At 73.9% G+C, this 25,520-nt stretch carries 23 protein-coding genes and 1 pseudogene; 14 read left to right on the top strand and 10 right to left on the bottom strand.

All coding sequences use genetic code 11. The features are described from left to right. Positions 1-7 precede the first annotated feature (7 nt). Positions 8-649 (bottom strand): AMIN-like domain-containing (lipo)protein, encoded by a 642-nt coding sequence (locus CELGI_RS17395; RefSeq protein ID WP_169315153.1) that lies wholly within the window; start codon positions 647-649, stop codon positions 8-10. Between the two features lie 321 nt (positions 650-970). On the opposite strand from CELGI_RS17395, the gene CELGI_RS12015 reads away from it, so the two are divergent. From CELGI_RS12015 to CELGI_RS11975, 9 genes are all read left to right on the top strand, one after another. Beyond that, the gene (locus CELGI_RS12015; protein WP_013884400.1) at positions 971-2,863 is read left to right on the top strand and encodes an acetolactate synthase large subunit; all 1,893 of its coding nucleotides are present in this window, start codon (positions 971-973) and stop codon (positions 2,861-2,863) included. Positions 2,864-2,866: 3 nt separating this feature from the next. Further along, on the top strand, positions 2,867-3,391 hold the full coding sequence (gene ilvN / locus CELGI_RS12010; protein WP_013884399.1) for an acetolactate synthase small subunit: 525 nt from the start codon (positions 2,867-2,869) through the stop codon (positions 3,389-3,391). 60 nt (positions 3,392-3,451) lie between these two features. Continuing rightward, complete coding sequence (gene ilvC, locus CELGI_RS12005) at positions 3,452-4,480, top strand: ketol-acid reductoisomerase (protein ID WP_013884398.1); 1,029 nt, start codon at positions 3,452-3,454, stop codon at positions 4,478-4,480. 132 nt (positions 4,481-4,612) lie between these two features. Then, positions 4,613-5,068, top strand: a complete 456-nt coding sequence (locus tag CELGI_RS12000) for an ASCH domain-containing protein (RefSeq protein WP_013884397.1) — start codon at positions 4,613-4,615, stop codon at positions 5,066-5,068. 58 nt (positions 5,069-5,126) lie between these two features. Then, positions 5,127-6,191, top strand: coding sequence for a 3-isopropylmalate dehydrogenase (locus CELGI_RS11995; protein WP_013884396.1), 1,065 nt, complete (start codon positions 5,127-5,129; stop codon positions 6,189-6,191). Between the two features lie 203 nt (positions 6,192-6,394). Beyond that, the gene (locus tag CELGI_RS11990) at positions 6,395-7,504 is read left to right on the top strand and encodes a branched-chain amino acid aminotransferase (RefSeq protein ID WP_013884395.1); all 1,110 of its coding nucleotides are present in this window, start codon (positions 6,395-6,397) and stop codon (positions 7,502-7,504) included. 322 nt (positions 7,505-7,826) lie between these two features. Continuing rightward, a complete protein-coding gene (gene cimA, locus CELGI_RS11985; RefSeq protein ID WP_245528228.1) occupies positions 7,827-9,479 on the top strand; it encodes a citramalate synthase in 1,653 nt (550 codons plus the stop codon). Between the two features lie 110 nt (positions 9,480-9,589). Continuing rightward, on the top strand, positions 9,590-10,462 hold the full coding sequence (locus CELGI_RS11980) for a sensor domain-containing protein (protein ID WP_013884393.1): 873 nt from the start codon (positions 9,590-9,592) through the stop codon (positions 10,460-10,462). 19 nt (positions 10,463-10,481) lie between these two features. Further along, positions 10,482-11,588 (top strand): lipoate--protein ligase family protein, encoded by a 1,107-nt coding sequence (locus CELGI_RS11975; protein ID WP_013884392.1) that lies wholly within the window; start codon positions 10,482-10,484, stop codon positions 11,586-11,588. Positions 11,589-11,810: 222 nt separating this feature from the next. Here CELGI_RS11975 and CELGI_RS11970 read toward each other — a convergent pair whose 3' ends face one another. Then, positions 11,811-12,545 carry a YggS family pyridoxal phosphate-dependent enzyme gene (locus tag CELGI_RS11970; protein WP_013884390.1) on the bottom strand — a complete coding sequence of 245 codons (735 nt, stop codon included), beginning with the start codon at positions 12,543-12,545 and terminating at the stop codon, positions 11,811-11,813. A gap of 91 nt (positions 12,546-12,636) precedes the next feature. Between CELGI_RS11970 and CELGI_RS11965 the strand changes: the two genes are divergently transcribed. Further along, entirely contained in the window at positions 12,637-13,035 is a 399-nt protein-coding gene (locus tag CELGI_RS11965; RefSeq protein WP_013884389.1) for a YccF domain-containing protein, read from the top strand. On the opposite strand, the gene ybaK is transcribed toward CELGI_RS11965, so the two are convergent. The 3 genes from ybaK to CELGI_RS11950 form a co-directional block, all read right to left on the bottom strand. Continuing rightward, entirely contained in the window at positions 13,032-13,532 is a 501-nt protein-coding gene (gene ybaK / locus CELGI_RS11960) for a Cys-tRNA(Pro) deacylase (RefSeq protein WP_013884388.1), read from the bottom strand. The two genes, CELGI_RS11965 and ybaK, sit on opposite strands and share 4 nt — an antisense overlap. A gap of 20 nt (positions 13,533-13,552) precedes the next feature. Further along, complete coding sequence (locus CELGI_RS11955; RefSeq protein WP_041574195.1) at positions 13,553-14,104, bottom strand: VIT1/CCC1 transporter family protein; 552 nt, start codon at positions 14,102-14,104, stop codon at positions 13,553-13,555. Positions 14,105-14,201: 97 nt separating this feature from the next. Beyond that, entirely contained in the window at positions 14,202-16,760 is a 2,559-nt protein-coding gene (locus CELGI_RS11950; protein WP_013884386.1) for a DEAD/DEAH box helicase, read from the bottom strand. Positions 16,761-16,845: 85 nt separating this feature from the next. On the opposite strand from CELGI_RS11950, the gene CELGI_RS16775 reads away from it, so the two are divergent. Further along, the gene (locus CELGI_RS16775; protein WP_013884385.1) at positions 16,846-17,580 is read left to right on the top strand and encodes a glutamine amidotransferase; all 735 of its coding nucleotides are present in this window, start codon (positions 16,846-16,848) and stop codon (positions 17,578-17,580) included. Here CELGI_RS16775 and CELGI_RS11940 read toward each other — a convergent pair. After that, entirely contained in the window at positions 17,472-18,743 is a 1,272-nt protein-coding gene (locus tag CELGI_RS11940) for a TDT family transporter (protein WP_013884384.1), read from the bottom strand. The genes CELGI_RS16775 and CELGI_RS11940 overlap by 109 nt on opposite strands. Positions 18,744-18,861: 118 nt before the next feature. Between CELGI_RS11940 and CELGI_RS11935 the strand changes: the two genes are divergently transcribed. Then, positions 18,862-19,779 carry a LysR family transcriptional regulator gene (locus CELGI_RS11935; RefSeq protein WP_013884383.1) on the top strand — a complete coding sequence of 306 codons (918 nt, stop codon included), beginning with the start codon at positions 18,862-18,864 and terminating at the stop codon, positions 19,777-19,779. 117 nt (positions 19,780-19,896) lie between these two features. After that, complete coding sequence (locus CELGI_RS11930; RefSeq protein WP_013884382.1) at positions 19,897-21,342, top strand: dihydrolipoyl dehydrogenase family protein; 1,446 nt, start codon at positions 19,897-19,899, stop codon at positions 21,340-21,342. Between the two features lie 82 nt (positions 21,343-21,424). Here CELGI_RS11930 and CELGI_RS11925 read toward each other — a convergent pair whose 3' ends face one another. The 3 genes from CELGI_RS11925 to CELGI_RS11915 form a co-directional block, all read right to left on the bottom strand. After that, positions 21,425-22,432: a glycine betaine ABC transporter substrate-binding protein gene (locus tag CELGI_RS11925; protein ID WP_013884381.1), complete on the bottom strand. Its 1,008-nt coding sequence runs from the start codon at positions 22,430-22,432 to the stop codon at positions 21,425-21,427. A gap of 88 nt (positions 22,433-22,520) precedes the next feature. Further along, on the bottom strand, positions 22,521-23,297 hold the full coding sequence (locus tag CELGI_RS11920) for an ABC transporter permease (protein WP_013884380.1): 777 nt from the start codon (positions 23,295-23,297) through the stop codon (positions 22,521-22,523). A 10-nt stretch (positions 23,298-23,307) separates the two neighbouring features. Beyond that, positions 23,308-23,997 carry an ABC transporter permease gene (locus CELGI_RS11915; protein ID WP_041574193.1) on the bottom strand — a complete coding sequence of 230 codons (690 nt, stop codon included), beginning with the start codon at positions 23,995-23,997 and terminating at the stop codon, positions 23,308-23,310. A 97-nt stretch (positions 23,998-24,094) separates the two neighbouring features. Between CELGI_RS11915 and CELGI_RS11910 the strand changes: the two genes are divergently transcribed. Further along, the gene (locus CELGI_RS11910) at positions 24,095-25,171 is read left to right on the top strand and encodes an ABC transporter ATP-binding protein (protein ID WP_013884378.1); all 1,077 of its coding nucleotides are present in this window, start codon (positions 24,095-24,097) and stop codon (positions 25,169-25,171) included. A gap of 39 nt (positions 25,172-25,210) precedes the next feature. Here the strand turns inward: CELGI_RS11910 and CELGI_RS11905 are convergent. Further along, positions 25,211-25,486 (bottom strand): annotated as a pseudogene (locus tag CELGI_RS11905) (3-methyladenine DNA glycosylase); the annotation flags it as partial. Positions 25,487-25,520 lie beyond the last annotated feature (34 nt).

Here is a 25,520-nt window from a genome sequence, read left to right as displayed (position 1 = left end):
CCTCGCGTCAGGTGGTGCGGACGTCGACGACCACGCGGACCGGGTCGCGCAGGAGCGCGACCCGCAGCGGGCGCTGCTCGTCGAGCCCGACGAACGACTGCGTGATGCCCTCGAACGTGAGTGGTCGGGTGACCTCGCGGACCGCGCCCGCCGCAGGAAGCAGGTTCTCGGCGAACTCGTCGTGGCCGGTGTCGTCCGGGTACGCGGTCCCGGTGACCAGGACCTGCAGGAAGGCGTCGCCCGTCACGTCCACGGGCTCGCCGCTGGGGTCGTCGACCGCCTCGTCGACGTACTGGATACGCCAGCCCGGCGTCCCCTGGCCCGCGAGCTCGTAGACCACCCGGTCGAAGCCGGGGTGCCGGCCCACGCGGACGTCGACCACGGTGAGCGCAGCGGACGCGCCGGCCTCGCGGACCAGCTCGCCGCCGGGCTCGGCGAACGGGGGCCCGGCCGGCTCCGGGGGAGCGGTGGTGGCCGCCGGCGACGCGGGCGGGCTCGTCGCCGGTGCGGACGGGGAGGACGACGAGGATGCGGTGCCCGGCCCGGTCGTCGTGGGTACGTCGTCCGGGTCCCCCGCCCCGCCGCAGGCCGAGAGGGCGACGACGACGAGCGCTGCGCCGCCCATGAGCGTGCTCCGGTGGACTCGCACGTGAGGTCCCTTCATCGGTGGCCACCCACGCTAGCGAGGATCGGCGCACGGCGTCCCGCATCCACATGATGGTCGCGTGAGCCAGGATGTGAGACGGCGTGACACGGAACCGACGGAGGCGTAACCTCGGCCGGGTGCAGACGATCCTCGTAGTACTTCCTGAGCGCGCCGGCTGAGGCCACGCCCGCACAGGCCTCGTCCGCGCGCTCACCCCTCGCCCCGTCGGCTCCGTCGACGCGAGGGGTTTTCTGTTTTCCCGGGGCGTCCGCCCCGGCGCACGCGCTCCACCCGCAGCACCCCACCAGCAGCAGGGAGACACCGATGGTCCAGGGCCCCCACCCGGCACCGCCGAGGACGCCCGTGAGCCCGGCCACGGTCGGGGCGGCGCGTCCCGCGCCCGCCCCGGTCGCGTCCGGTGCGACACCGGGCGGCGCGCCGTCCGGCCTCGCCGTCACGACGACGGTCGAGCACGTCACGGGTGCGCAGTCGATCGTCCGCTCGCTCGAGGAGGCCGGCGCCGAGGTGGTCTTCGGCATCCCCGGCGGCGCGATCCTGCCGACGTACGACCCGCTCATGGACTCGACCCGCCTGCGGCACATCCTGGTCCGGCACGAGCAGGGTGGCGGCCACGCCGCGACCGGCTACGCGGCCGCGACCGGCCGCGTGGGCGTGTGCATGGCGACGTCCGGCCCGGGAGCCACCAACCTGGTCACCCCGATCGCCGACGCCAACATGGACTCCGTCCCGCTCGTGGCGATCACGGGTCAGGTCGGCGCGGCGATGATCGGCACGGACGCGTTCCAGGAGGCCGACATCGTCGGCATCACGCTCCCGGTGACCAAGCACAACTACCTGGTCACGGACCCCGACGACATCCCGCGCGTGATCGCGGAGGCGTTCCACATCGCCGCGACGGGCCGTCCCGGACCGGTGCTCGTGGACATCGCCAAGTCGGCCATGCAGTCGTCGACCACGTTCACGTGGCCGCAGGACGTCGCGCTGCCCGGCTACCACCCGGTGACCAAGCCGCACGCCAAGCAGATCCGGGAGGCCGCGCGGCTGCTCGCCACGGCGCGGCGACCCGTGCTGTACGTCGGCGGCGGCGTCATCCGCGCACGTGCGGCGCGTCAGCTGCGCGCGCTGGTCGACGCGTCCGGTGCGCCGGCCGTGACCACGCTCATGGCCCGCGGCGCGCTGCCCGACACGCACCCGCAGCACCTGGGCATGCCCGGAATGCACGGGACCGTGGCAGCCGTGGCCGCGCTGCAGAAGGCCGACCTGATCGTCGCGCTCGGCGCGCGGTTCGACGACCGTGTGACGGGGCGGCTCGCGTCGTTCGCGCCGCACGCCACGATCGTGCACGCGGACATCGACCCGGCCGAGATCGGCAAGAACCGTGCCGTGGACGTGCCCATCGTGGGCGACCTGCGCGAGGTCCTGGGTGACCTGCTGCCCGAGCTCGAGCGCGAGCACGGTCAGCACGGCAAGCCGGACCTCGAGGCGTGGTGGCGGCAGCTCGACGCGTGGCGCGAGACGTTCCCGCTGGGCTACGACGAGCCGACGGACGGGCACCTGGCCCCGCAGCACGTGATCCAGCGCATCGGCGAGATCACGGGCCCCGACGCGACGTACGTGGCGGGCGTGGGCCAGCACCAGATGTGGGCCGCGCAGTTCATCAGGTACGAGCGCCCGAACTCGTGGCTCAACTCCGGCGGCCTGGGCACCATGGGCTACGCGGTGCCCGCGGCGATGGGCGCCAAGGTGGGCGAGCCCGACCGCACGGTGTGGGCGATCGACGGCGACGGCTGCTTCCAGATGACCAACCAGGAGCTCGCGACCTGCGCGATCAACGAGATCCCCATCAAGGTCGCGGTGGTCAACAACTCCTCGCTCGGCATGGTGCGGCAGTGGCAGACGCTGTTCTACGAGTCGCGCTACTCCAACACGGACCTGCACACGGGCCACGGCACCGCGCGCATCCCCGACTTCGTCAAGCTCGCCGACGCGTACGGCTGCGTCGGCCTGCGCTGCGAGACGAAGGCGGACGTCGACGCGACGATCAAGCGCGCGCTCGAGATCGACGACCAGCCCGTCGTCGTCGACTTCACCGTCTCGCGTGACGCGATGGTGTGGCCGATGGTCGCCGCGGGCGTGAGCAACGACGACATCCAGTACGCGCGGGGCATCTCGCCGGCCTGGGACCGGGAGGACTGACCCATGAGCCGTCACACGTTGTCCGTGCTCGTCGAGAACAAGCCGGGCGTGCTCACGCGCGTCGCGGGCCTGTTCGCGCGACGGGCGTTCAACATCCACTCCCTGGCCGTGGGCCCCACGGAGCACCAGGAGATCTCCCGGATCACGGTCGTCGTCGACGTCGACGAGCTGCCGCTCGAGCAGGTGACCAAGCAGCTCAACAAGCTCATCAACGTCATCAAGATCGTCGAGCTCGAGGACGCCGCGTCGGTCCAGCGCGAGCTGCTGCTGGTCAAGGTCAAGGCGGACGTGACGCAGCGGACCTCGGTGCTCGAGGTCGTGCAGCTGTTCCGCGCGCACGTCGTGGACGTCGTCCCCGACTCGGTCGTCATCGAGGCGACCGGCTCGCCCGGCAAGCTCGACGCGCTCCTGGCCGCCCTCGAGCCGTTCGGCATCCGTGAGATCGTGCAGTCCGGCACCGTCGCCATCGGCCGCGGGTCGCGCTCGATCACGGACCGGGCGCTCGAGCGCGTCTCGCGCTCCGCCTGATACACCTCAGTCCAGCACCACCCGTTCGCCAACGAACGCCATCTGAAGGAGAGACCCATCGTGGCCGAGCTGTTCTACGACGACGACGCCGACCTGTCGATCATCCAGTCCAAGAAGGTCGCCGTCGTCGGTTACGGCAGCCAGGGGCACGCGCACTCGCTCAACCTGCGCGACTCCGGCGTCGACGTGACCGTCGGCCTGCGTGAGGGCTCCGCGTCCCGCGCGAAGGCCGAGAACCAGGGCCTCAAGGTCGCGACCGTCGCCGAGGCGGTCGCCGGCGCCGACGTCGTCGTGATCCTCGCGCCCGACCAGGTGCAGCGGCACGTGTACCGCGACGAGATCGAGCCCAACCTCAAGGACGGCGCCGCGCTGGTCTTCGGGCACGGGTTCAACATCCGCTTCGGCTACATCAAGCCCGCCGCGGGTCACGACGTCTTCATGGTCGCCCCCAAGGGGCCGGGTCACCTGGTGCGCCGCGAGTACGTCGACGGCCGTGGCGTCCCCGTCATCGTCGCGGTCGAGCAGGACGCGTCCGGCTCGGCGTGGGCGCTCGCGCTGTCCTACGCCAAGGCGATCGGCGGTCTGCGTGCCGCGGGCATCAAGACCACGTTCACCGAGGAGACCGAGACCGACCTGTTCGGTGAGCAGGCCGTGCTGTGCGGTGGCGTCTCGCAGCTCATCCAGTACGGGTTCGAGACCCTGACCGAGGCCGGCTACCAGCCCGAGGTCGCGTACTTCGAGGTGCTGCACGAGCTCAAGCTGATCGTCGACCTCATCTGGGAGGGTGGCATCACCAAGCAGCGCTGGTCGGTGTCCGACACCGCCGAGTACGGCGACTACGTCTCCGGTCCGCGCGTCATCACGCCGGACGTCAAGGCGAACATGGGCCAGGTGCTCGCGGACATCCAGTCGGGCGCCTTTGCCGAGCGCTTCATCGCCGACCAGGACGCGGGTGCGCCCGAGTTCACCGCGCTGCGCGAGGCCGGCCAGAACCACCCGATCGAGCCCGTCGGCCGTGAGCTGCGCAAGCTGTTCGCATGGGTCAAGCCCTCCGACAGCGACTACACCGAGGGTTCGGCCGCGCGCTGACCCGCCGCACGCCCTGACGAGGCCGGTCCCACCCGGGGCCGGCCTCGTCGGCGTCCGGGGCGAGGTCCGCCGGTGGTGCGCACGGCAGCGTCGGGCAGGATGGGGGCACCGACTTCGCGAGGGGTGACGCACATGAACGGGCACGTGAACGGCGGGTACGACGAGCACGGGGGCCACGACATGGTCGACGAGCACGCCGACGTGGCCTCCGACGGTGACGAGCGCATCACCGCGTTCTGGCAGGCCGCGCGCGGGCACGTCGGGTTCGGCAAGCTCGACGGCATCGTCGGCTCGGTGCCGCTCGACGTGGTTCCGCCGCCGTCGTTCTCGTTCGGCGAGGGTGCCGAGGCGGACGCGGCGGTGCTCGAGGTGCTGGCGGGTGCCCGGACGTCGGGCGGCTCGCCGCGCGCCGACTACGGGCTGGACAGCGACCTGCCGCGCGCGGGGGACCTGGCCATCGTGCTGGACTCCCGCGGCGAGCCGCGCGCGCTGATCCGCACGACGCATGTCACGCTCGCCGACGACGTCGTGGCCGAGCAGTTCGAGCTGGTCTACCCCACGGACGGGCCCACGCCGCCTGTCGACTGACCGGCCGCATCGTGAGATGCACCGTCCGGGGAGTGGGACGACGAGTACTGTGGCCGGCATGAGCAGCAGCGCCACCGCCCGGGACATCAACCTCGCCGTCGTCGCCGGCGACGGCATCGGCACCGAGGTGGTCGAGCAGGGGCTCCTGGTGCTCGAGGCCGCGCTCGCGGGCAGCGGCGTGGGCGTCACGACGACGAGCTTCGACCTGGGCGCACGCCGGTGGCACGCCACCGGCGAGACCCTGACCGACGAGGACCTGACCGCGATCCGCACGCACGACGCGATCCTGCTCGGCGCGATCGGTGACCCCACGGTGCCGTCGGGCGTGCTCGAGCGCGGGCTCCTGCTCAAGCTGCGCTTCGCGCTGGACCACTACGTCAACCTGCGCCCCGGCAAGCTCTTCCCGGGTGTCACCGGGCCGCTCGCGAACCCGGGCGAGGTCGACTTCGTCGTCGTCCGCGAGGGCACCGAGGGTCCGTACGTCGGCAACGGCGGCGCGATCCGCGTGGGCACGCCGCACGAGGTCGCGAACGAGGTCAGCGTCAACACCGCGTTCGGCGTCGAGCGTGTGGTGCGTGACGCGTTCGCGCGCGCCGCGGCCCGTCCGCGCAAGAAGCTCACGCTCGTGCACAAGCACAACGTCCTGGTGCACGCGGGGCACCTGTGGCGCCGCACGGTCGAGGCCCTCAACGCCGAGTTCCCGGACGTCACGGTCGACTACCTGCACGTCGACGCCGCGACGATCTTCCTGGTCACCGACCCGGGCCGGTTCGACGTGATCGTCACGGACAACCTGTTCGGCGACATCCTCACCGACCTCGCGGCCGCGATCACGGGTGGCATCGGCCTGGCGGCCAGCGCCAACATCAACCCCGACCGCACGGCGCCCAGCATGTTCGAGCCCGTGCACGGATCGGCGCCCGACATCGCGGGCCAGGGCAAGGCGGACCCGACGGCCACGGTGCTGTCGGTCGCGCTGCTGCTGGACCACCTGGGGCTGCACACGCAGGCGCGCGTGGTCGAGGACGCGGTCGCCGCGGACCTGGCCGAGCGCGGCACCGCGGCCCGAGTACGGTCGACGGCCGAGGTGGGCAAGGACCTCGCCGCGCGCGTCGCGGGCTGACCGCACGCTCGTCGGGACGCCGTCCGCGGCGTCCGGCACCCTGCTCCACCGAAGGTCGTCTCCTCCGTCCCCGGGTCCCCGGCGACGGAGCGGCCGGCCGGCCTCGTCGTGACCGTCGCCCCCGTGGCGACGGACCGACGCGGGCTGTTCTCCAGGCCGCCGCCGCCGGGTACCGTCAGACCAGCCCAGGTGAAAGGCCCCCCATGAGCACCGTCGCTTCCTCCCCATCGGCCGACCTCTTCGAGGTGCACGCGTCGACGACCCCCGTCCCGGACGACGAGCGCGCGCAGCACCTCGCGGCGCCGCGGTTCGGCACGGTCTTCACGGACCACATGTCCCGGATCTCCTTCTCGCAGGAGCGCGGCTGGCACAGCAGGCGTGTGGAGCCGTACGGCCCGCTGCAGCTGGCGCCCGCGACGTCGGTGCTCCACTACGGCCAGGAGATCTTCGAGGGCCTCAAGGCCTACCGGCACGCCGACGGCTCGGTGTGGACGTTCCGGCCCCAGGCCAACGCGGCACGGTTCGCGCGGTCCGCGCACCGCCTCGCGCTGCCCGAGCTGCCCGAGGAGGACTTCCTCGCATCGATCGAGGCGCTCGTGCGCGCCGACGCTGCGTGGGTGCCCACGGGCGAGGAGACGAGCCTGTACCTGCGGCCGTTCATGTACGCGTCCGAGTCGTTCCTGGGCGTGCGTCCCTCGCTCGAGGCCGAGTACCTGGTGATCGCCTCACCCGTGGGGCCGTACTTCTCCGGCGGGGTGCGCCCCGTCGCCATCTGGGTGGACCAGGAGTTCCACCGCGCGGGTGCGGGCGGCACGGGGGCGGCCAAGTGCGGCGGCAACTACGCCGCGAGCCTGCTGCCGCAGCAGCGGGCGTACGACAAGGGCTTCGAGCAGGTGTGCTTCCTCGACGCATCGACGAACACGTACCTCGAGGAGCTCGGCGGGATGAACATCTTCGTCGTGCACGCCGACGGCTCGGTGGTGACGCCCCCGGTCTCGGGCTCGATCCTCGAGGGCGTGACGCGCTCGTCGATCCTGCAGCTCCTCACGGACGCGGGCCACGAGGTCTCGCAGCGCCAGGTCACGCTCGCCGAGCTGCGTGCGGGGCTGGCGGACGCCTCGATCACCGAGGTGTTCGCGTGCGGCACTGCCGCGGTCATCACGCCGATCGGCCGGCTCGCGTCGGACGACTTCGACCTCACGGTCGCCGACGGTGCCGCCGGTCCGGTCACGACGAGGACCCGCGCCGAGCTCACCGACATCCAGTACGGGCGCGCGACCGACCGGCACGGCTGGCTGCACCGCCTTCTCTGACCTGCACGCCCACCCCGGCCCGGCCGCACCCGATGGAGGGTCGGCCGGGCCGGTGCGTCTGTCGCCGGGTCCAAGGGATGGAACCCGCGGGGGAGCGGCGTGACCTGCCGGGGTGACGTGTGCCACCATGGCCCGCATGTCCCCGTGGACCGCGATTATCGACTAGCGCGCCGACCCACCCCGTCGGCGCGCAGACCTCCCGTACCCCGGGGGGTCTTTTTGTTGGTGCGGGTCCGTCTCACGAGGACACCCCCGCACCGGCGAGCGGTTCTCCGTCCGTCCCCCGTGTGACTCGTCCGAAGAGAGCAGCAACGTGAGCGCAGTGACCTCCGGCCCGACCGCCAGCACCGCCCTGCCGCACCTGACCGGGCGTGCGTTCCAGGTGTACGACACGACGCTGCGGGACGGCGCCCAGCAGGAGGGCATCGCGCTGTCCGTCGCGGACAAGCTCGCGATCGCGCCGCTGCTGGACGAGCTGGGCGTGGGCTTCATCGAGGGCGGCTGGCCGGGCGCGGTCCCCAAGGACACCGAGTTCTTCAAGCGCGCGGCCAAGGAGCTCGACCTGCGCAACGCCGAGCTCGCCGCGTTCGGCGCGACGCGCAAGCCCGGCACGCGCGCGCACGACGACCCGCAGGTGCGGGCGCTGCTCGACTCCGAGGCCCCGGTCGTCGCGCTCGTGGCCAAGAGCGACCTGCGGCACGCCGAGCGCGCGCTGCGGACGACGGGCCAGGAGAACCTGGCGATGATCACCGACACGGTCGCGCTCCTGGTCCGCGAGGGGCGGCGCGTGGTCGTGGATGCGGAGCACTTCTTCGACGGGTTCCGGTTCGACGCCGCATACGCGCGCGCGGCGGTGCTCGCGGCGTTCGAGGCGGGTGCCGAGGTGGTCGCGCTGTGCGACACCAACGGCGGCATGATCCCGGCGTGGGTCGCGGCGATCGTGCAGGACGTGCGCGCGGCCGTCGGCCCCGACGCCGTGCTCGGCATGCACGCGCACAACGACTCGGGCTGCGCGGTGGCGAACACGCTCGCCGCGGTCGAGGCCGGGTGCTCGCACGTGCAGGGCACGGTCAACGGCTACGGCGAGCGGACGGGCAACGCCGACCTGCTCGCCGTGGTGGCGAACCTCGAGCTCAAGTACGGGCTGCCGGTGCTGGCGCACGACGACGAGCGCCCGGGCGGCCTGCCCGAGCTGACGCGCATCGCGCACGCGATCAGCGAGATCACCAACATCTCGCCGTTCGCGCGTTCGCCGTACGTGGGGGCCAGCGCGTTCGCGCACAAGGCCGGTCTGCACGCGTCCGCGATCCGGGTGGACCCGGACCTGTACCAGCACATCGACCCTGCGCTCATCGGCAACGACATGCGCATGCTCGTCTCCGACATGGCCGGACGCGCGTCGATCGAGCTCAAGGGCCGCGAGCTCGGCTTCGACCTGTCGGGGCGCCCCGAGGTGCTGGGTCGCGTGACCGAGCGCGTCAAGGACGCCGAGGCGCGTGGCTACACGTACGAGGCCGCCGACGCGTCGTTCGAGCTGCTGCTGGTCGAGGAGGTCGAGGGTCGGCGCCCGCACTACTTCCGCGTCGAGTCGTGGCGCACGATCGTCGAGCGCGTGGGCGGACGGGGGACCCCGGCGACCGCGGAGGCGACCGTGAAGCTGCACGCGGGCGGCGAGCGCATGGTCTCCACCGGCGAGGGCAACGGACCGGTCAACGCGCTCGACCATGCGCTGCGGCTCGCGCTGGTAGGTGCCTACCCCGAGCTCGAGCCGTTCGAGCTCATCGACTTCAAGGTCCGGATCCTCGACTCGATGCACGGCACCGATGCGGTCACGCGCGTGCTCATCGAGATGACCGACGGGCAGGCGTCCTGGAGCACCGTGGGCGTGGGCCCCAACCTGCTCGAGGCGTCGTGGGAGGCGCTGACCGACGCGACCATCTGGGGCCTGCGCAAGCACGGGGTCGAGCCGCGCTGACCCGGGTGCGCCTCGCGGTGGACGGCCCGGCGCCCTAGCCTCGGAACCGTCACGGGTGCGAGCAGGCACCGCAGCACGGCACGCGGCGCCGCCGCGGGAGAGGACGGGGCGTGACGAGCACGGTGCCCGACGGCCCCGGGACGTCTCCCGCGCGCTCTCGCAGGTCCGGGTGGTGGTGGCTCACGGGCATCGCCCTGCTCGGGCTCGTGGTGGTCCTGGTCCTGCAGCCGTGGTCGCACGAGACCGAACCCCTCCTCCCACCGACGGAGAGCGCCCTGAGCACCTCGCCGAGGTCGGCGTCCCCGACCGCACCGACCGCCGCACCGTCCGCGACGCCGACCCTGCCGCCCGTGCCGGGCGCCGAGGCGGTGTTCGACGACAGCACCATGCGCGCGCTGTTCGTCCGGCCGCGGGTGCTCGAGGACACGGTCCCCGCCGCGCAGGACGGGGTCGCGCTGCGGATCCGGTCGGGCGAGCTCGCGTGGGGGCTGCCCGACGGGTCGCGCGTCGAGCCCGAGCGGTGCACCGCCGCGGTCACCGTGGTCACCACGGCTCCGGCGGCGTTCGACGCACGCGCCTGGGGCAACGCGGGCCTGGACTTCACGCAGACGCTCACGCTGCTGCCCGATGCGGCCTCCGCGGCCGAGGCGTTCCGCGAGCTGGTGACGACCGTCGACGGGTGCCCCCGGTACAGGCAGGTGAACCCCGGCATGGACGGTGCCGTCTGGACGGCCGAGCCCGCGATCGAGGGCCAGGGTGTGTACCCGTCGATCGTGCAGGAGGTCGTGCACGAGGCCGAGGGGCAGCGGACCCCCACGTTCCGCGGCCACCTGCTCGTCGGGAACGTCGTCGTCAGCTGGACCGCGGCGGCGCCCGGCGACGGCGACGACCTGGGGGCGCGGCTCGCGACGCTCGGCACCGCCGACTCGCTGTCGATGCTGATGCAGGAGCGCGCGCAGGCGGCGGTCCAGGGCCTGGGCTGAGCGCGCCTAGGGTGGTGCCGTGACCCACGAGCGCACCGCACGGGACAGGCGGCACGGCGAGTACAAGGTGCCGGGCGGCAAGCTCGTCACGGTGGACCTGGAGGTCCACGACGGCGTCCTGGCGGACGTCCGGGTGTCCGGCGACTTCTTCCTCGAGCCCGACGACGCGCTCGTCGAGATCGACGCGGCGCTCGCGGGGCTCCCCGCGGACACCACGACGCTGCGCCTGGCCGACGCCGTGCGCGAGCACCTCGCGGCGGCGCAGGACGCGGGCCGCCTCGTCGGCCCGGTGGCGATGGTCGGGTTCGACGAGCGGGCCGTCGCCGTCGCCGTCCGCCGTGCGCTGGGCCTGTCGACCACGTGGGAGGACCACGAGTTCGCGGTGATCCGGCCCGGCCCGATGCCGCCCGCGGTGCACGCGGCGCTCGACCAGGTGCTGACCGAGGAGCTCGCGGCGGGGCGGCGCGGTCCCACGCTGCGGTTCTGGGAGTGGGAGGACCCCGCGGTCGTCATCGGCTCGTTCCAGTCGCTGCGTAACGAGGTGGACCTGGCCGCCGCCGAGCGGTACGGCATCACCGTGGTGCGCCGCATCTCGGGCGGCGGCGCGATGTTCATGGAGGCGGGCAACTGCATCACGTTCTCGCTGGTGGTCCCGGCCTCGCTCGTCGACGGGATGACGTTCGAGGAGTCGTACGCGTTCCTCAACCAGTGGGTGCTCGGCGCGCTCGCGGACGTGGGCGTGCAGGCCACGCTCACCGGCCTGAACGACATCGCCTCACCCGCGGGCAAGCTCGCGGGTTCCGCGCAGAAGCGCGTGGTGGGCGGCGCCGTGCTGCACCACGTGACGATGTCGTACGACATCGATGCGGCGAAGATGCTCGAGGTGCTGCGCATCGGCCGCGAGAAGGTCTCCGACAAGGGCACGCCCAGCGCGGCCAAGCGCGTGGACCCCGTGCGCTCGCAGACGCACCTGCCGCGTGAGGCCGTGATCGACGCGTTCGAGGCGCACTTCCGCGCCCGCTACCCGAGCGTCCCGGGCGATCTGCGTCCAGCCGAGCTCGAGCGGGCCGAGGAGCTGCGGCGCACCAAGTTCGCCGACCCCGCGTGGACCGCGCGCGTGCCCTGAGCACGTATCAGCACGGTCTCGATCCGCTCCTGCGTGCAGGAGCCGCACGGCTCGCGACATGGAGCGGGTGACGGGGGACGGCCCCGCTGCCGGCACCCGGCGGGAGGGGACACGCATGGCGACCGAGCCGATCACGTTGGACCGGGCCCTGCGGCGCATGGCCGTGCTGCACGCACGGGAGATGGCCGCGCTGCGCCGTGCGGGCGCTCGTCCCGTTCTGCGTCAGCGCCCGCCGAACACCGCGCTGCCGATGCGCACCACGGTCGCCCCGTGGGCGATCGCGAGCTCCAGGTCGCCGCTCATGCCCATCGACAGGCCCACCGCGCTCGCGGTCCCGGGTGCGCCGCTCGCGAGCACCTCGTCGCGCAGCGACCGCAGCCGGTCGTAGCCCGACGCGACGACGGCCTCGTCGTCGCTGCGTGCGCCGACCGTCATCAGCCCCACCAGACGCAGCCCGTCGATCGCGGCGACGTCCCGCGCGAGCGCGAGCGCGTCGTCGGGGGCCACGCCGCTCTTGGTGGGCTCGCCCGAGACGTTGACCTGGACCATCACGTCCAGCGGAGCGGAGCGGTCCGGCACGCGCGCGGCGAGCCGGTGCGCCAGCTCGAGGCTCGCGAGCGACTCGACGCACGAGACCCACGGCAGCGCCGCGTTGACCTTGTTCGACTGCAGCGGGCCGATGAAGTGCCACGCCGGTCCCAGGTCCAGGAGCGCGGGCGCCTTCGCCACGAGCTCCTGCACGCGGTTCTCGCCCAGCAGCACAGGCCCGGGCGTGCGAGCGGAGGCCTCGACCGCGGCCCGCACCACGGGCAGCGGCTGCGCCTTCGACGCGAGCAGGAGCGTGACGTCGCGCTCGGGGCGCCCGGCGGCGGCGCACGCGCGGCGCACCCGCTCGCGCACCTCGGCGAGGCGGCGGTCCAGGGCCGCGATGCGCTCGTCGTGCTGCTCGTCGGTCACGTCGTCGGAACCTAGCGGAACCCGGCGGTCGGGGACGAACCAGGGGTCTCCCGGATGGCTCTGCGACGCGGCGGCGTGGCACCGTGAGCGGGTGAAGACCCTGCTCAACGTCATCTGGTTGGTGCTCGCGGGCGCCTGGCTCGCGCTCGGCTACGTCGTGGCGGGCATCGTCTGCTGCCTGCTGGTGGTGACCATCCCGTTCGGCATCGCGTCGTTCCGCATCGCCGGGTACGCGCTCTGGCCGTTCGGCCGCACCGTCGTGGACAGCCCGACCGCGGGCGCCTGGTCCACCGTCGGGAACGTCATCTGGGTGCTGGTCGCGGGGATCTGGCTCGCGATCGGGCACGTGGTGACCGCGATCCCGCTGTTCGTCTCGATCATCGGTATCCCGCTGGGCATCGCGAACCTCAAGATGATCCCCGTCTCGCTGCTCCCGCTCGGCAAGCGGGTGGTCCCCACCGACCGTCCGTTCGCGGCGTACGGCGCCTAACTCTTCGCGACGTCCGCGACGACCGCCCCGGTCAGCCGCACCAGGTCGTCGGGTGCGAGCTCGACGTCGAGGCCGCGTCGCCCGCCCGAGACGAGCACCGTGTCGAACAGCCAGGCGGTCTCGTCGACGACCGTCGGGTGCGCCGTGCGCTGACCCAGCGGGGAGATGCCGCCGAGCACGTAGCCCGTGGCCCGCTCGGCGTCGGCCTTGGGCGCCATCGCGGCCTTCTTGCCGCCGACCGCGGCGGCGAGCGCCTTGAGGTCCAGCTGGCCCGTCACGGGCACCACGGCGACCGTCAGCGTGCCGTCGACCACCGTCACGAGGGTCTTGAACACCTGCTCGGGCGGCACGCCGAGCACCTGCGCAGCCTCCAGTCCGTACCCCAGGTCGGAGGCGGGGTCGTGCTCGTAGGGGTGTGCGGTGTGGGGGACGCCCGCCTGCGCGAGCGCGACGAGCGCGGGGGTTCCGGTCGGGGCGTGCTTCGCGTGCTTGGCCACCGGCCCAGGGTAGGGCGCGCTCAGATCACGGTGCCGACGAGCGTGCCGATCGCGTACGTCACGATCATCGCGAGCGAGCCGCCCACCACGTTGCGCCGGACCGCGGGCGCGATGCGCGCGCCTCCGATGCGGGCGCTGACCGCGCCCGTGCCGACGAGCGCGAGCGCGACCGCCACGAAGATCGCGGGCACGACCGCGTGACCCCACGGCAGGAGCGCGACGAGCATGGGGATCAGCCCGCCGACGACGAACGCGGCGAGCGACGCCACGGCCGCGTGCCAGGGGTTGACCTGCTCGTGCTCCGCGACCTGCCCCGCACGCTCGGCGTCGCGCTGCGAGCTGACCGACACGTACTCGCCGGTGGCCATCGACAGCGCACCCGCGACGAGCCCGGCGAACCCGGCAGTGAGGATGGCCCTGCTCCCGGGCGTCGCACCCGCGACACCCACGACGAGCGCCGCGATGGACACGATGCCGTCGTTCGCGCCCAGCACACCGGCGCGCAGACCGTTCAGCCGTGCCGTGTCGAGCGGCTCGGACGGGTGCCACAGGACGGTCGAGAGTGCGGTCATGCGACCACGGTAGGCACGCGTGCCGGGCCTTGTCATCGTTGGAAAGCCTGGCCTGACCTGCATGTATGCAGGTATGCCTACCCTGCGTCCGGCCCGGTCACAGCGGTCCGACGGCTACCACCCGCAGAGCGACCTCCCCCGTCTCGTCGGACGCGGCCAGGTCCACGACGGCGTCGATCCGCCAGTCGTGGTCGCCCTCGGGGTCGTCGAGCAGCTGCCGCACTCGCCACGTCGTCGGGCTCGTCGTGACCTGGAACAGCGCCGGACCGCGTGCCGGTGCGCCCGTGAGCACCTCGTCGTGGTCGTCGTAGAACGGGTCGAGCGCGGTGGCCCACCGCTCGGCGGTCCACGGGCCGCCGTCCTCGTCCTGGTCGCCCAGTGCGGCGAGCGGTCCGTACGCCTCGCGGGCCAGCAGCTCGACGCGGCGGAACAGCGCGCCGCGGACCAGCGCGCGGAACACGCGCGGGTTGTCGGTGATCGGCGCGGGCGTGTCGTCGTCCACGCCGCCCGGCGCGTCCGCCCCGCGCTCGTCGAGGGGGTTGGCGAGCCGCTCCCACTCGTCCAGCAGGCTCGAGTCGGTGCGGCGCACCAGGTCGCCGAGCCACTCGATGAGCTCCCACAGCTCCTCGGTGCGCGCGTCCTCCGGGACCGTCTGGCGCAGCGTGCGGTAGGCGTCCGCGAGGTAGCGCAGCAGCACGCCCTCGGTCCGGTCGAGCGTGAACAGGCTGACGTACTCCGCGAACGTCGCGGCGCGCTCGTGCATGTCCCGCACCACGGACTTGGGCGACAGCTCGAGGTCCGCGACCCACGGGTTCGTCGTCCGGTAGGTGGCGAACGCCGCGGTCAGCAGCTCGGCGAGCGGCCGGGGGTAGGTCACGTCCTCGAGCAGGGCCATGCGCTCGTCGTAGTCCAGGCCGTCGGCCTTCATCGCGGCCACGGCCTCGCCGCGCGCCTTGTTCTCCTGCGCGGCTAGCACCTGGCGCGGGTCGTCGAGCGTCGCCTCGAGGACCGAGACAACGTCGTGCGCGTAGGCCGGGTCCTCGCGGTCCAGCAGCTCGAGCGCGGCGTACGCGAACGGCGACAGCGCCTGGTTGAGCGCGAAGTTGGGCGGCAGGTCGTGCGTCAGCCGGACCGAGCGGCGGCGGCCGTGCGGTGCGTCCGGGTCCGGCACCCAGACGCGCTCGATCACGCCCGCGGCGCGCAGCGAGCGGTACACCGCGACCGCGCGCCGCACGTGCCGGCCGCGTGCGCCCTCGGGCTCGTGGTTGTCCGTGAGGAGCCGGGTCATCGCCGCGACCGGGTCCTCACCCGCGGCACCGCGCGCCAGCACGTGCAGCACCATCGCGTGGGTCACCGCGAAGCTGCTGGTCAGCGGCTCCGGGGGAGCGTCGCGCAGGCGCTCGAACGTCTTGTCGGTCCAGTTCACGTGACCTGCGGGCGCCTGCTTGCGGACGATCTTCTTGAGCTTGCGCGGGTCGTCGCCCGCACGTTCGAGCGCCTTGCGGTTCTCGATCACGTGCTCGGGCGCCATCACGACGACCTCGCCGACCGTGTCGAACCCCGCGCGCCCGGCGCGGCCCGCGATCTGGTGGAACTCACGCGCGGACAGGTGGCGCATGCGCGTGCCGTCGTACTTCACGAGGCTCGTGAGCACCACCGTGCGGATGGGCACGTTGATGCCGACGCCCAGCGTGTCCGTGCCGCAGACCACGGGCAGCAGGCCCTTCTGCGTGAGCCGCTCGACGACGCGGCGGTACTTGGGCAGCATCCCCGCGTGGTGCACGCCCACGCCGTGCCGCAGCAGGCGGGACAGCGTGCGCCCGAAGCCCGGGCCGAACCGGAACGCGCCGAGCTCCGCGGCGATCGCGTCCCGCTGCTCGCGGCTGGTGAGCGTGGCCGAGAGCAGCGACTGCGCGCGCTCGACGGCCTCCTTCTGCGTGAAGTGCACGACGTAGACCGGTGCACGGCGCGTGGTGACCAGCTCGTCGAGCACCTCGTGCAACGGCTCGACCACGTAGGAGAACGTGAGCGGCACGGGCCGCTCGGCGTCGGCGACGACCGCGACCTCGCCTCCCGTGCGGGCACGCAGGTCGTCGGCGAAGAACGTGACGTCGCCGAGCGTCGCGGACATCAGCACGAACTGCGCGCGCGGCAGCTCGAGCAGCGGCACCTGCCACGCCCACCCGCGCTGGGGGTCGGAGTAGAAGTGGAACTCGTCCATGACCACCTGGCCCGCGTCGGCGTCCTTGCCGTCGCGCAGCGCCACGTTCGCCAGGATCTCGGCCGTGCAGCAGATGATCGGCGCACCCGGATTGACCGCCGAGTCGCCCGTCATCATGCCGACGTTCTCCGAGCCGAACGCCGCGACCAGCGCGAAGAACTTCTCGCTGACGAGCGCCTTGAGCGGTGCCGTGTAGTACGTGCGGACGCCCCGTGCGAGCGCGACGAAGTGCGCCGCGGTGGCCACGAGCGACTTGCCCGACCCGGTGGGCGTGGACAGGATCACGTGGCTGCCGGTCACGAGCTCCAGGAGCGACTCCTCCTGGTGCGGGTACAGCGTCAGGCCCTGCTCGGCCGCCCACCCCGTGAACGCCTCGTACAGGGCGTCCGGGTCCGTGGGGTCCGCCGGGACGCGGTCGGCGAGGGTGGTGGGCACCCCGGCATCCTCGCACCCCGGCCCTGCCGGGCCGGTGCCGCGCTCGCCCGGCCGGCGACCGCGTGCGCCGCTAGGGTCGGTGAGCATGAGGCCGTTCGTGCTGCTGGCTTCGCGGGCCGAGGACGCCGCCGCCGACGACGAGTACGCCTCGTTCCTGCGGTTCGGCGGGCTGGAGCCCCGGGAGCTGGTGCGCATCCGGATGGAGCGGGGGCCGGTGCCGGCGCTGGACCTGGACGCGCTGTCGGGCGTGATCGTCGGGGGGAGCCCGTTCGACGCGAGCCTGCCCGAGGTCCGCAAGTCGGTGACGCAGCAGCGCGTCGAGCGGGAGATGTCGGCGCTGCTCGACGAGCTCGTGGCACGCGACTACCCGTTCCTGGGCGCGTGCTACGGCGTGGGGACGCTGGGCAGCCACCAGGGAGGGGTGATCGACCGGACGTTCGCCGAGCCCATCAGCGCGGTACGCGTGCGGCTCACCGACGAGGGGCGCGCCGATCCGCTCCTGGCCGACGTGCCGGACGAGTTCGACGCGTTCGTCGGGCACAAGGAGGCGTGCCGCGTGCTGCCGCCGACCGCGACGTTGCTGGCGAGCTCGCCGACCTGTCCGGTGCAGATGTTCCGGGTGCGGACGCACCTGTACGCGACGCAGTTCCACCCCGAGCTCGACGTCGAGGGGATCAGTACGCGCATCCGCGTCTACGGCGGGTACGGGTACTACGAGCCCGACGAGCAGGCGCAGGTGCTCGCGGGGGTGGCGCGCGCCGACGTGTGGGCGCCCCCGCGGATCCTGTCCGCGTTCGTGTCGCGGTACGCGCGCGACTGAGCGGGTACGGGTGCGGGTGCGGGCTGCGGCGGGGCGAGCAGCTCCCGCGTCACGAGCGCACCGCGCGCGGTCCGCACGCCGACCGTGGCCCACGCGCCGACGAGCCCGGCCCACGCGCCGACCGCCGCGACGGCCACCACGCGCGAACCCGTGTGCACCGCGAGGCCCGAGAGCCCCGTGACGCACGTGCCGACCGGGAACGTGAACGCCCACCACGTGAGCGCGAACGGCATCCCCGCACGGGCGGTGCGCACCGTGACGGTGAGCGCCCACGCGGCCCACAGCGCCGCGAAGCCGAGCGTCGGGACGGCGTACAGCACCGCCAGGACCTCGACCACGTGCGCCGTGCCGGGGCCGGCGACCAGGTGCGTGACTCCCGCGAGCGCGAGCGCGGCGGTCGCCGACTGACCCAGGGGGCCGAGCACCAGCCACAGCGTGGGGACCAGGGTCGGGGCCCCGGGGCCGTGCCGGACCAGCCGCGCCCACACGAGCGGCAGGATCAGCGCCGAGCCCAGCAACGAGAGCCCGAACAGCGCGCCGAGCGTGAGGGCGAACGCGAGCCGTGCCTCGCCCGCGGGCACGTGGGGGAGCAGCAGCGCTCCGGTCGCCGCGGAGACGAGCGGGGGCACCACGGGCATCAGCCAGCCCGCGAACGCGTCCTGCTCGCCCACGGCGTGCCGGGTCAGCTGCAGGACGGGGATCGCGACCGCGCTCGCGAGGCCCGCGAGCGTGCCGAGCGTCCACAGCGTGGCGCCGACCACGAGCGCCGCGCGGTCGCCCAGGAGCGGCGGACCCAGCAGCACCGCGCCCGCGCCCACGGTCAGCATCGCCATCGGCGGTGCGCCGTAGAAGTGCGCCATGAACGGGTCCAGGTGGTGGCGCCGCGCGGCCGCGCGGTGGTGCGACCAGTGCCGGGCGGTCGCCACGACGAGCACCACCAGCAGGCTCGCGGCCGTGAGCCACACGACCGTCGCCGCGGCCCGCACGCCCGGGACGTGGACCGGCAGCCCCGCGGAGGACGTCGCGACGATGCCGGTGCCCATCACGGAGGTGAACCAGTTCGGGCCCAGCCGCGCGGTGGTGAGCGCCTGCCGCGGGGTGCCGGGTGCGGGCGTCAGGGGCGCGCCGGTGGGGCGGGCGATGACGGGGGCGCGGTCGAGCACAGGGGAAGTCTGGCCGCCCTGCCACGCGCCCCGGTAGACGATGGTCCTTGTTCTGACACAATCAGGCCTTGTGTCCGACGAGCGCCCGCACAACCGGAGATGGTGGCCGTGACCGCCCATGGCTGACCTGACAGCGCTGCGCGTGCTCGCCGCGATCGAGGCGCACGGCAGCATCTCCGCCGCGGCGCGTGCGCTCGGGCTCAGCCAGCAGGCCGTCTCGCAGCGCGTGCGCGCGCTCGAGCGCGAGGTGGGGGCACGGCTCGTCGATCGGTCAGCGCGTGGCTCTGCGCTGTCCGAGCCCGGCCGGCTCGTCGCGACGTGGGCGCGGGACGTGGTCGAGGCCGCGACCCGGTTCGAGGTCGCGGTGGCCGCGCTGCGAGCGCCCGGGGCGGCGCCGCTGCGCGTCGCCGCGAGCCTCACAGTCGCCGAGCACCTCATGCCGGGCTGGTTGGTGCGGCTGCGCGCGACGGGTGCGCCGGGCAGCGACTCCGTGGAGCTCACGGCCGCCAACAGCGCGGCCGTGCTCGCGCTGGTGCGCGCGGGTTCGCACGACCTCGGCTTCGTCGAGACCCCGCACCTGCCGGCCGACCTGGAGTCCCGCACGCTCGCGCACGACGAGCTCGTGGTGGTCGTCGGCCCGCAGCACCCGTGGGCGCACCGCGCGACCCCGCTCACGTCGGCCGAGCTCGCCGCGACCGCGCTGGTCACGCGGGAGGACGGCTCCGGGACGCGCGCGGCGCTCGAGGCTGCGCTGCAGGCCCACGTGCACGTCCCGGCGTCCGCACTGCCGCGACCCGTGGCCCTGCTGCCGACCACCGCGGCCGTGCGCGCCACCGCTGCCGCGGGTGCCGGGCCGGCGGTGCTCAGCCTCCTGGCGGTCCGCGACGCGCTGCTCGCGGGCTCGCTGGTGCGGGTGCCGCTCGCGGACCTGCGCGTCACACGCCCGCTGAGCGTGGTGTGGTCGCCCACGCTGCCGCGCGTGCCGGATGCCGCCCAGGCCCTGCTGGACGTCATCGCCGCCGACGCGCGGCACTGAGCCGCAGCCACGGCGACGCGGCGTCCGCGTGCCGCGCTCCGCTCGCCGCGCGGGTGGCGCACCCGCGGGTCACGATGACCGCGGACCGTCCCGCTCGACCGCACCGAGGAGTCACCCATGGCCGGCACGCAGGAGCACACGTTCGACGTCGTGGTGGTGGGCGGTGGCGCCGTGGGGGAGAACGCGGCCGACCGCGCGGCCCGGACCGGGCTCTCGGTCGCGATCGTCGAGGGTGCACTCGTCGGCGGCGAGTGCTCGTACTGGGCCTGCATGCCGTCCAAGGTGCTGCTGCGCGCCGGCGCCGCACGTGACGCCGCGCGGCGCACACCGGGCGTCGCCGACCCCGGTGCACCGGACGTCGCGGCGGTGCTGGCCCGCCGCGACGAGATCACGCACCACTGGGATGACTCGGGGCAGGAGGAGTGGGTCCGCGGCGCCGGCATCGCGCTCGTGCGCGGGCAGGCGCGGTTCCTCGGTCCGCGCGAGCTCGCGGTCCGTTCCGACGCGGGCACCGTCCTGGTGCACGCCCGGCACGCCGTGATCCTGGCGACCGGGTCGGGTGCGACCATCCCGCCCGTCGACGGGCTGCGGGGTGCTGCGCCCTGGACCAGTCGTGACGCGACGTCGGCGACGCACGTCCCCGGACGCCTCGCGATCCTGGGCGGAGGCGTCGTCGGTGTCGAGATGGCGTGCGCGTACGCCGACCTGGGCGCGCACGTCACGCTGCTGGTCCGCGGGCCGCGCCTGCTCGCCGACGCCGAGCCGTTCGCGGGTGAGGCCGTGGCCGACGCGCTCGTCGCGCGCGCGGTCGACGTGCGGTTCGGCACCGAGGCGATCGCGGTGACGCGCGACGACGACGGCGTGCACCTGCGCGTCACGCAGGGCCCCGACGTGCACGCCGACGAGGTCCTGGTCGCGACCGGACGGCACCCGCGGACCACCGACCTAGGTCTGGAGACCATCGGGCTCGAGCCCGGACGGCCCGTCGAGGTGGACGACGCGATGCAGGTGAACGGCGTCGCGGGTGGCTGGCTGTTCGCCGCGGGCGACGTCACGGGCCGCACGGGGACCACCCATCAGGGCAAGTACGACGCGCGCGTGGTCGGCGACGTGGTCGCCGCGCGGTTCGGCGGCGACGAGGCTGCGCGCACGGCCGAGGCCGCGGCCGGGCCGTGGAGCCGGTACCGCGCGACCGCCGACCACGCGGCCGTGCCGCAGGTCGTGTTCACGCAGCCGGAGGTCGCCTGGGTGGGGCTCACCGAGCGCGCGGCGCGCGACGCGGGCCTCGACGTGCGCGTGGTGAGCTACGACCTCGCCGACCTCGCCGGGGCGTCGGTCGTGTCACCCGAGTACGCCGGCCGCGCCGCGCTGGTGCTCGACGCGGGCCGGGACGACCGCGTGGTGGGCGCGACGTTCGTCGGACCCGATGCGGCCGAGATGCTGCACGCCGCGACGATCGCCGTGGTCGGCGAGGTGCCCCTGAGCAGGTTGTGGCACGCCGTCCCGTCCTACCCCACGGTCAGCGAGGTCTGGTTGCGGTTCGGCGAGGCCGCAGGCCTCTGACCGCGCACGCCAGGGCGGGCGACGGCGCCCGGCCGGGTCCACGCTCGGGTGAGGACGGACCGCGGCCGGGCGCCGCGAGCGATCAGGCCGCGAGCGAGCCGTCGCTCGAGAGCACGAGCCCGAGGGCCGTCTCGCCCTGCCGGACGGCCTCACCGATGAGCCCGAAGTCGTACGACGTGAACTCGCTGAACACCAGGCCGTAGGTCTCCTCGAGGCCCGGCTGGCAGAACGGACGCTCGGGGCACTCGGGCGGACCGGCCAGCGTCAGACCGCCGGGGCACGCGGTCGCCAGGTCGCTGAGGGTGGTCACGTCGTGCTCGTCCGCGAACTCCTGGGTCACGGCGAACGCGTTCTGGTCCTGCGCGGCCGAGGCCTCGCCGACCACGAGCCCGCGCTTTTTCGCCAGCGGCGTGAGCGCGGCCACGGTCTCGGCGACGTCGTCGGAGGCCACCGACCCCGCGTCCGGACCGTTGACCGTCGCGTTGAGGAAGTCCGCGAGCGTGGCCGCGTACTCGGGCACCGCGGCGATGTCGCCCTTCTCGAGCGCGGGCAGGTAGGTCTCCCGTGAGCCGATGGTCTGGACGGTGACGTCGTACCCGCCGGTGCGGAGCACGGCCGCGTAGACCTCCGCGAGCGTCGCGCTCTCCGAGAAGTTCGCGGCGCCGACCGTCAGGGAGACCCCCTTGCCCGGCGTGCCCTCGGCGGCCAGCCCCTGGGCCTCGACGAACGCCTTCGCGGCCTCGCTGGAGGTCTGCCGGTCGATGTCGACGGCCTTGTTGAGCGCGATCAGGCCGTCGGTGTCGAGGTTCTGGGAGACCGTGTCCAGGAGCTCGACCGCCTCGGGGTTGGCCTTCGCGAACTTCGCGTTGAGCGCCGGGATGATGTTGTCCGAGTTCTGCAGGCCCAGGTCGTCGGTCAGGACCACGAGCTGGTCGCCCGCGACCGGGGCGCACGTGGCACCCGTCGCGGAGGCGGGTGCGGCCGGTTCGGTCTCGCCTCCGCCGGATCCGGGTTCGCCGCAGCCCGAGAGCAGCAGCGCGGCGCCGACCGCCGTGAGGGACAGCAGCCGCAGGTGGCGTCGGGTGGTCATGGTGACTCCAAGGGGTGAGGGTGTGCGGTCCGGGTGACGGAGGGAGGTCGGGTGGCGCGCGAGCGCGCCGGGCAGCAGTGAGGGCCGGTCACGCGGCGGGACCATTCGACCCGCGCGACGTGGGTGCGGCAACCGCTGCGGGCTGCGGCACCGGTGCCTTCTCGGTGGTGGGACGCGAGCGCCGAGGCCGCTGGCCCGATCCGGCTTCCCGGACGCCACGCGGGGTGAGCAGCCGTTGCGCGAGGGCCAGCACGCCCTCGGTGAGCAGGCACAGCGCGGCGACCAGCAGCCCGCCGGCGAGCACCTGCCCGTAACGCTGCGTGCCGAAGCCCGTGACGATCACCGTGCCGAGGCTCCGGCCGCCGACGAGCGCGGCGAGCGGCACGGTGGCGAGCACCTGGACCGCGGCGGTCCGTGCCCCGGCCGCGATCAGCGGCCCGGCGAGCGGCACCTCCACGGCCCACAGCCGCCGGCGCCCGCTCATGCCGAGCCCGCGTGCCGCGTCCACGACGTCCCGGTCCACGCCGCCGAGCCCCGTCACGGTGTTGGTGAGCAGCGGTGGCACGGCAAACACCGCACAGGCCAGGACCGTCGCGGTCGCGCCGAACAGTCCCGTGGCCGCCAGGAGCGTCAGGAGCGCGAGCGTGGGCAGCGCGCGCGTGGTGTTGGCGACCACGACCCCGAGCGTCGCGCCGCGGCGCGCATGCCCGAGCGCCACCCCGAGCGGGAGCGAGACCGCCGCGGCGAGCAGCACCGCGAGCGCCGTCACCCGCAGGTGCTCGAGGGTGAGCGCGACGACCCCGTTGGTCCCCGACCAGTTCAGCGGGTCGTTCAGCCAGGCCAGCGCATCGGTCAGCACGTCCACGGCATGCCCCTCACGTCGAGGACTCCGCGAGCATGCGCGTCGAGCGCGACCACGGCGTCAGCGCGCGCCCCAGCAGCACCACGAGCACGTCCGCGACCAGCGCGAGCACCAGGCACAGCAGCGTCGCGGTCATGATCTCGGCGTGGTACCTGCTCCGGAACCCGCGGAACATGAGCTGCCCGAGGCCGCCGTACCCGACGACGACGCCGACGGTCACGAGCGCGACGGTGGTCACGGTGGCGACCCGGACCCCCGCGACGACGCTCGGCAGGGCCTGCGGCAGCTCGACCTGCACGAGCATCCGGAGGCGCCCGTACCCCATGCCGCGTGCGGCGTCCGTGACCGCGGGGTCCACGCCGCGCAGCCCCACCAGCACGTTGCGCACCAGCACCAGCAGCGCGTACGCGACCAGCCCGATCAGCACGGTGGTCCGCCCGATGCCGGTCCACGGCGCGAGCAGCGCGAACAGCGCGAGCGACGGCACGGTGTACAGGACACCTGCGAGCCCCACCACGGGTCCCGCGAGCCGGGGCCGCAGGTGGGCCAGCGCGGCCAGGGGGAGCGCGATGACGAGCGCGAGCACTACCGCCTGCACGGTCAGCGACACGTGCTGCCCGACCGCGCGCTCGATGTCCGCCCAGTTGCGCACGACGTAGTCCCACGAGAACCAGGGGTTCGCGGGGACCTCGGTCGGGGACATGGCAGCGAACGTAGCCGCGGGGTCCGACACGCGCGCGCTGACCTGCGGAACCACCGCCCGCTCGCGGGTGTCGGTGCCCCCGGTTACGGTCCGTCCCGTGGTGGCAGCGACGACAGACGTGACCAACGGCACAGGACCCGGGACGGGTGCGAGCGCTGCGGCGATCCGGTTCGACCGGGTCGCGAAGCGCTACCCCGCGGGCACCCGCACGGCGGACGCGCCAGCCGCGGTCGACGACCTGAGCCTCGAGGTGCACGCGCACGAGGTGCTCGTCCTAGTCGGCCCGTCGGGATGCGGCAAGTCGACGACGCTGCGCATGGTCAACCGACTGATCGAGCCCACGAGCGGTCGCGTGCTGCTCGACGGCGAGGACGTCGCGCGAGCCGACCCGGTGGAGCTGCGGCGGCGCATCGGGTACGTCATCCAGAACGTGGGCCTGTTCCCGCACCGCACGGTCGCGCAGAACGTCGCGACCGTGCCCCGCCTGCTCGGCTGGGACCGCACGCGGACCCGCGCGCGTGTGGCCGAGCTGCTCGACCTGGTCGGCCTGCCACCGGACCGGTACGCGCGCCGCTACCCGCACGAGCTCTCGGGCGGCGAGCGCCAGCGCGTCGGCGTGGCGCGCGCCCTGGCGACCGACCCGCCCGTGCTGCTCATGGACGAGCCGTTCGGCGCCGTGGACCCGGTGGGCCGCCGCCACCTGCAGGACGAGTTCGTGCGCATCCAGCGTGAGGTGGGCACCACGGTCATGCTCGTCACGCACGACATCGACGAGGCCGTGCGCCTGGCGGACCGCGTGGCGGTGCTCAGCACGGGCGCGCACCTGGAACAGGTGGCGCCCCCGCTCGAGATCGTGGCCCGCCCCGCGTCCCCGGCCGTCGCGGACCTCGTCGGCCGTGGTCGCACCGCACGCCTGCTGTCGCTCGGCACACTCGAGGCCGGGGACCTCGAACCCCTGCAGGGCGGGGAGCCAGACGCTCGTCGTGGCCCCGCCGTCCACCTCGGGGACGAGCTCGGCGAGGTGCTCGACGCGCTCGCGGCGAGCGGTGAGTCCGCGCTGCCGGTCGTCGACCGCGACACACCCGACGGAACCGCACCCGTCGGCCGCGTGAGTGTCGACGGCGTCGTCCGCGCCCTGCGCCGCGTCACGGAGGCGCGCCCGGACGCGTCCTGAGGGCCGCCCGACTCGATCCACCGGGGCGCACGGCGCGCCTCAGCGGGACGGCGGCCCCTCGACGGCGGCGCACACGGAGAGGAGCCCGACGCGCAGCGCATTCGCGCGCGTCGCGTAGTCACGCTGGCGGCGCACGTACTCGGCCTTGCCCTCAGGGGTCTCGATGGCGACGGGTGCGAGCCCGTACGACGACACGTCGTACGGCGAGTCCTGCATGTCGGTGGTGCGGATCTCGCGCGCGAGCTCGAAGCAGTCGAGCAGCAGCTCGCCCGGCACCAGCGGGCCGAGCTTGAGCGCCCACTTGTCGCAGTCCATCGTCACCCGCATTCAGCATGCAGCCCGGGTGGCA

The organism is Cellulomonas gilvus ATCC 13127 (genome assembly GCF_000218545.1).
In the GTDB taxonomy this organism is placed as follows: domain Bacteria; phylum Actinomycetota; class Actinomycetes; order Actinomycetales; family Cellulomonadaceae; genus Cellulomonas; species Cellulomonas gilvus.
This window is presented reverse-complemented; position numbering and strand designations above follow the sequence as displayed.

Coding starts and splice junctions, on each gene's coding strand:
- CELGI_RS11995 (WP_013884396.1), top strand. CDS start 5,127: ATGAGCAGCAGCGCCACCGCCCGGGACATCAACCTCGCCGTCGTCGCC.
- ilvN (WP_013884399.1), top strand. CDS start 2,867: ATGAGCCGTCACACGTTGTCCGTGCTCGTCGAGAACAAGCCGGGCGTG.
- CELGI_RS12000 (WP_013884397.1), top strand. CDS start 4,613: ATGAACGGGCACGTGAACGGCGGGTACGACGAGCACGGGGGCCACGAC.
- CELGI_RS11925 (WP_013884381.1), bottom strand. CDS start 22,432: ATGACCACCCGACGCCACCTGCGGCTGCTGTCCCTCACGGCGGTCGGC.
- CELGI_RS12015 (WP_013884400.1), top strand. CDS start 971: ATGGTCCAGGGCCCCCACCCGGCACCGCCGAGGACGCCCGTGAGCCCG.
- CELGI_RS11990 (WP_013884395.1), top strand. CDS start 6,395: ATGAGCACCGTCGCTTCCTCCCCATCGGCCGACCTCTTCGAGGTGCAC.
- CELGI_RS11935 (WP_013884383.1), top strand. CDS start 18,862: ATGGCTGACCTGACAGCGCTGCGCGTGCTCGCCGCGATCGAGGCGCAC.
- CELGI_RS11955 (WP_041574195.1), bottom strand. CDS start 14,104: ATGACCGCACTCTCGACCGTCCTGTGGCACCCGTCCGAGCCGCTCGAC.
- CELGI_RS16775 (WP_013884385.1), top strand. CDS start 16,846: ATGAGGCCGTTCGTGCTGCTGGCTTCGCGGGCCGAGGACGCCGCCGCC.
- CELGI_RS11915 (WP_041574193.1), bottom strand. CDS start 23,997: ATGTCCCCGACCGAGGTCCCCGCGAACCCCTGGTTCTCGTGGGACTAC.
- CELGI_RS11930 (WP_013884382.1), top strand. CDS start 19,897: ATGGCCGGCACGCAGGAGCACACGTTCGACGTCGTGGTGGTGGGCGGT.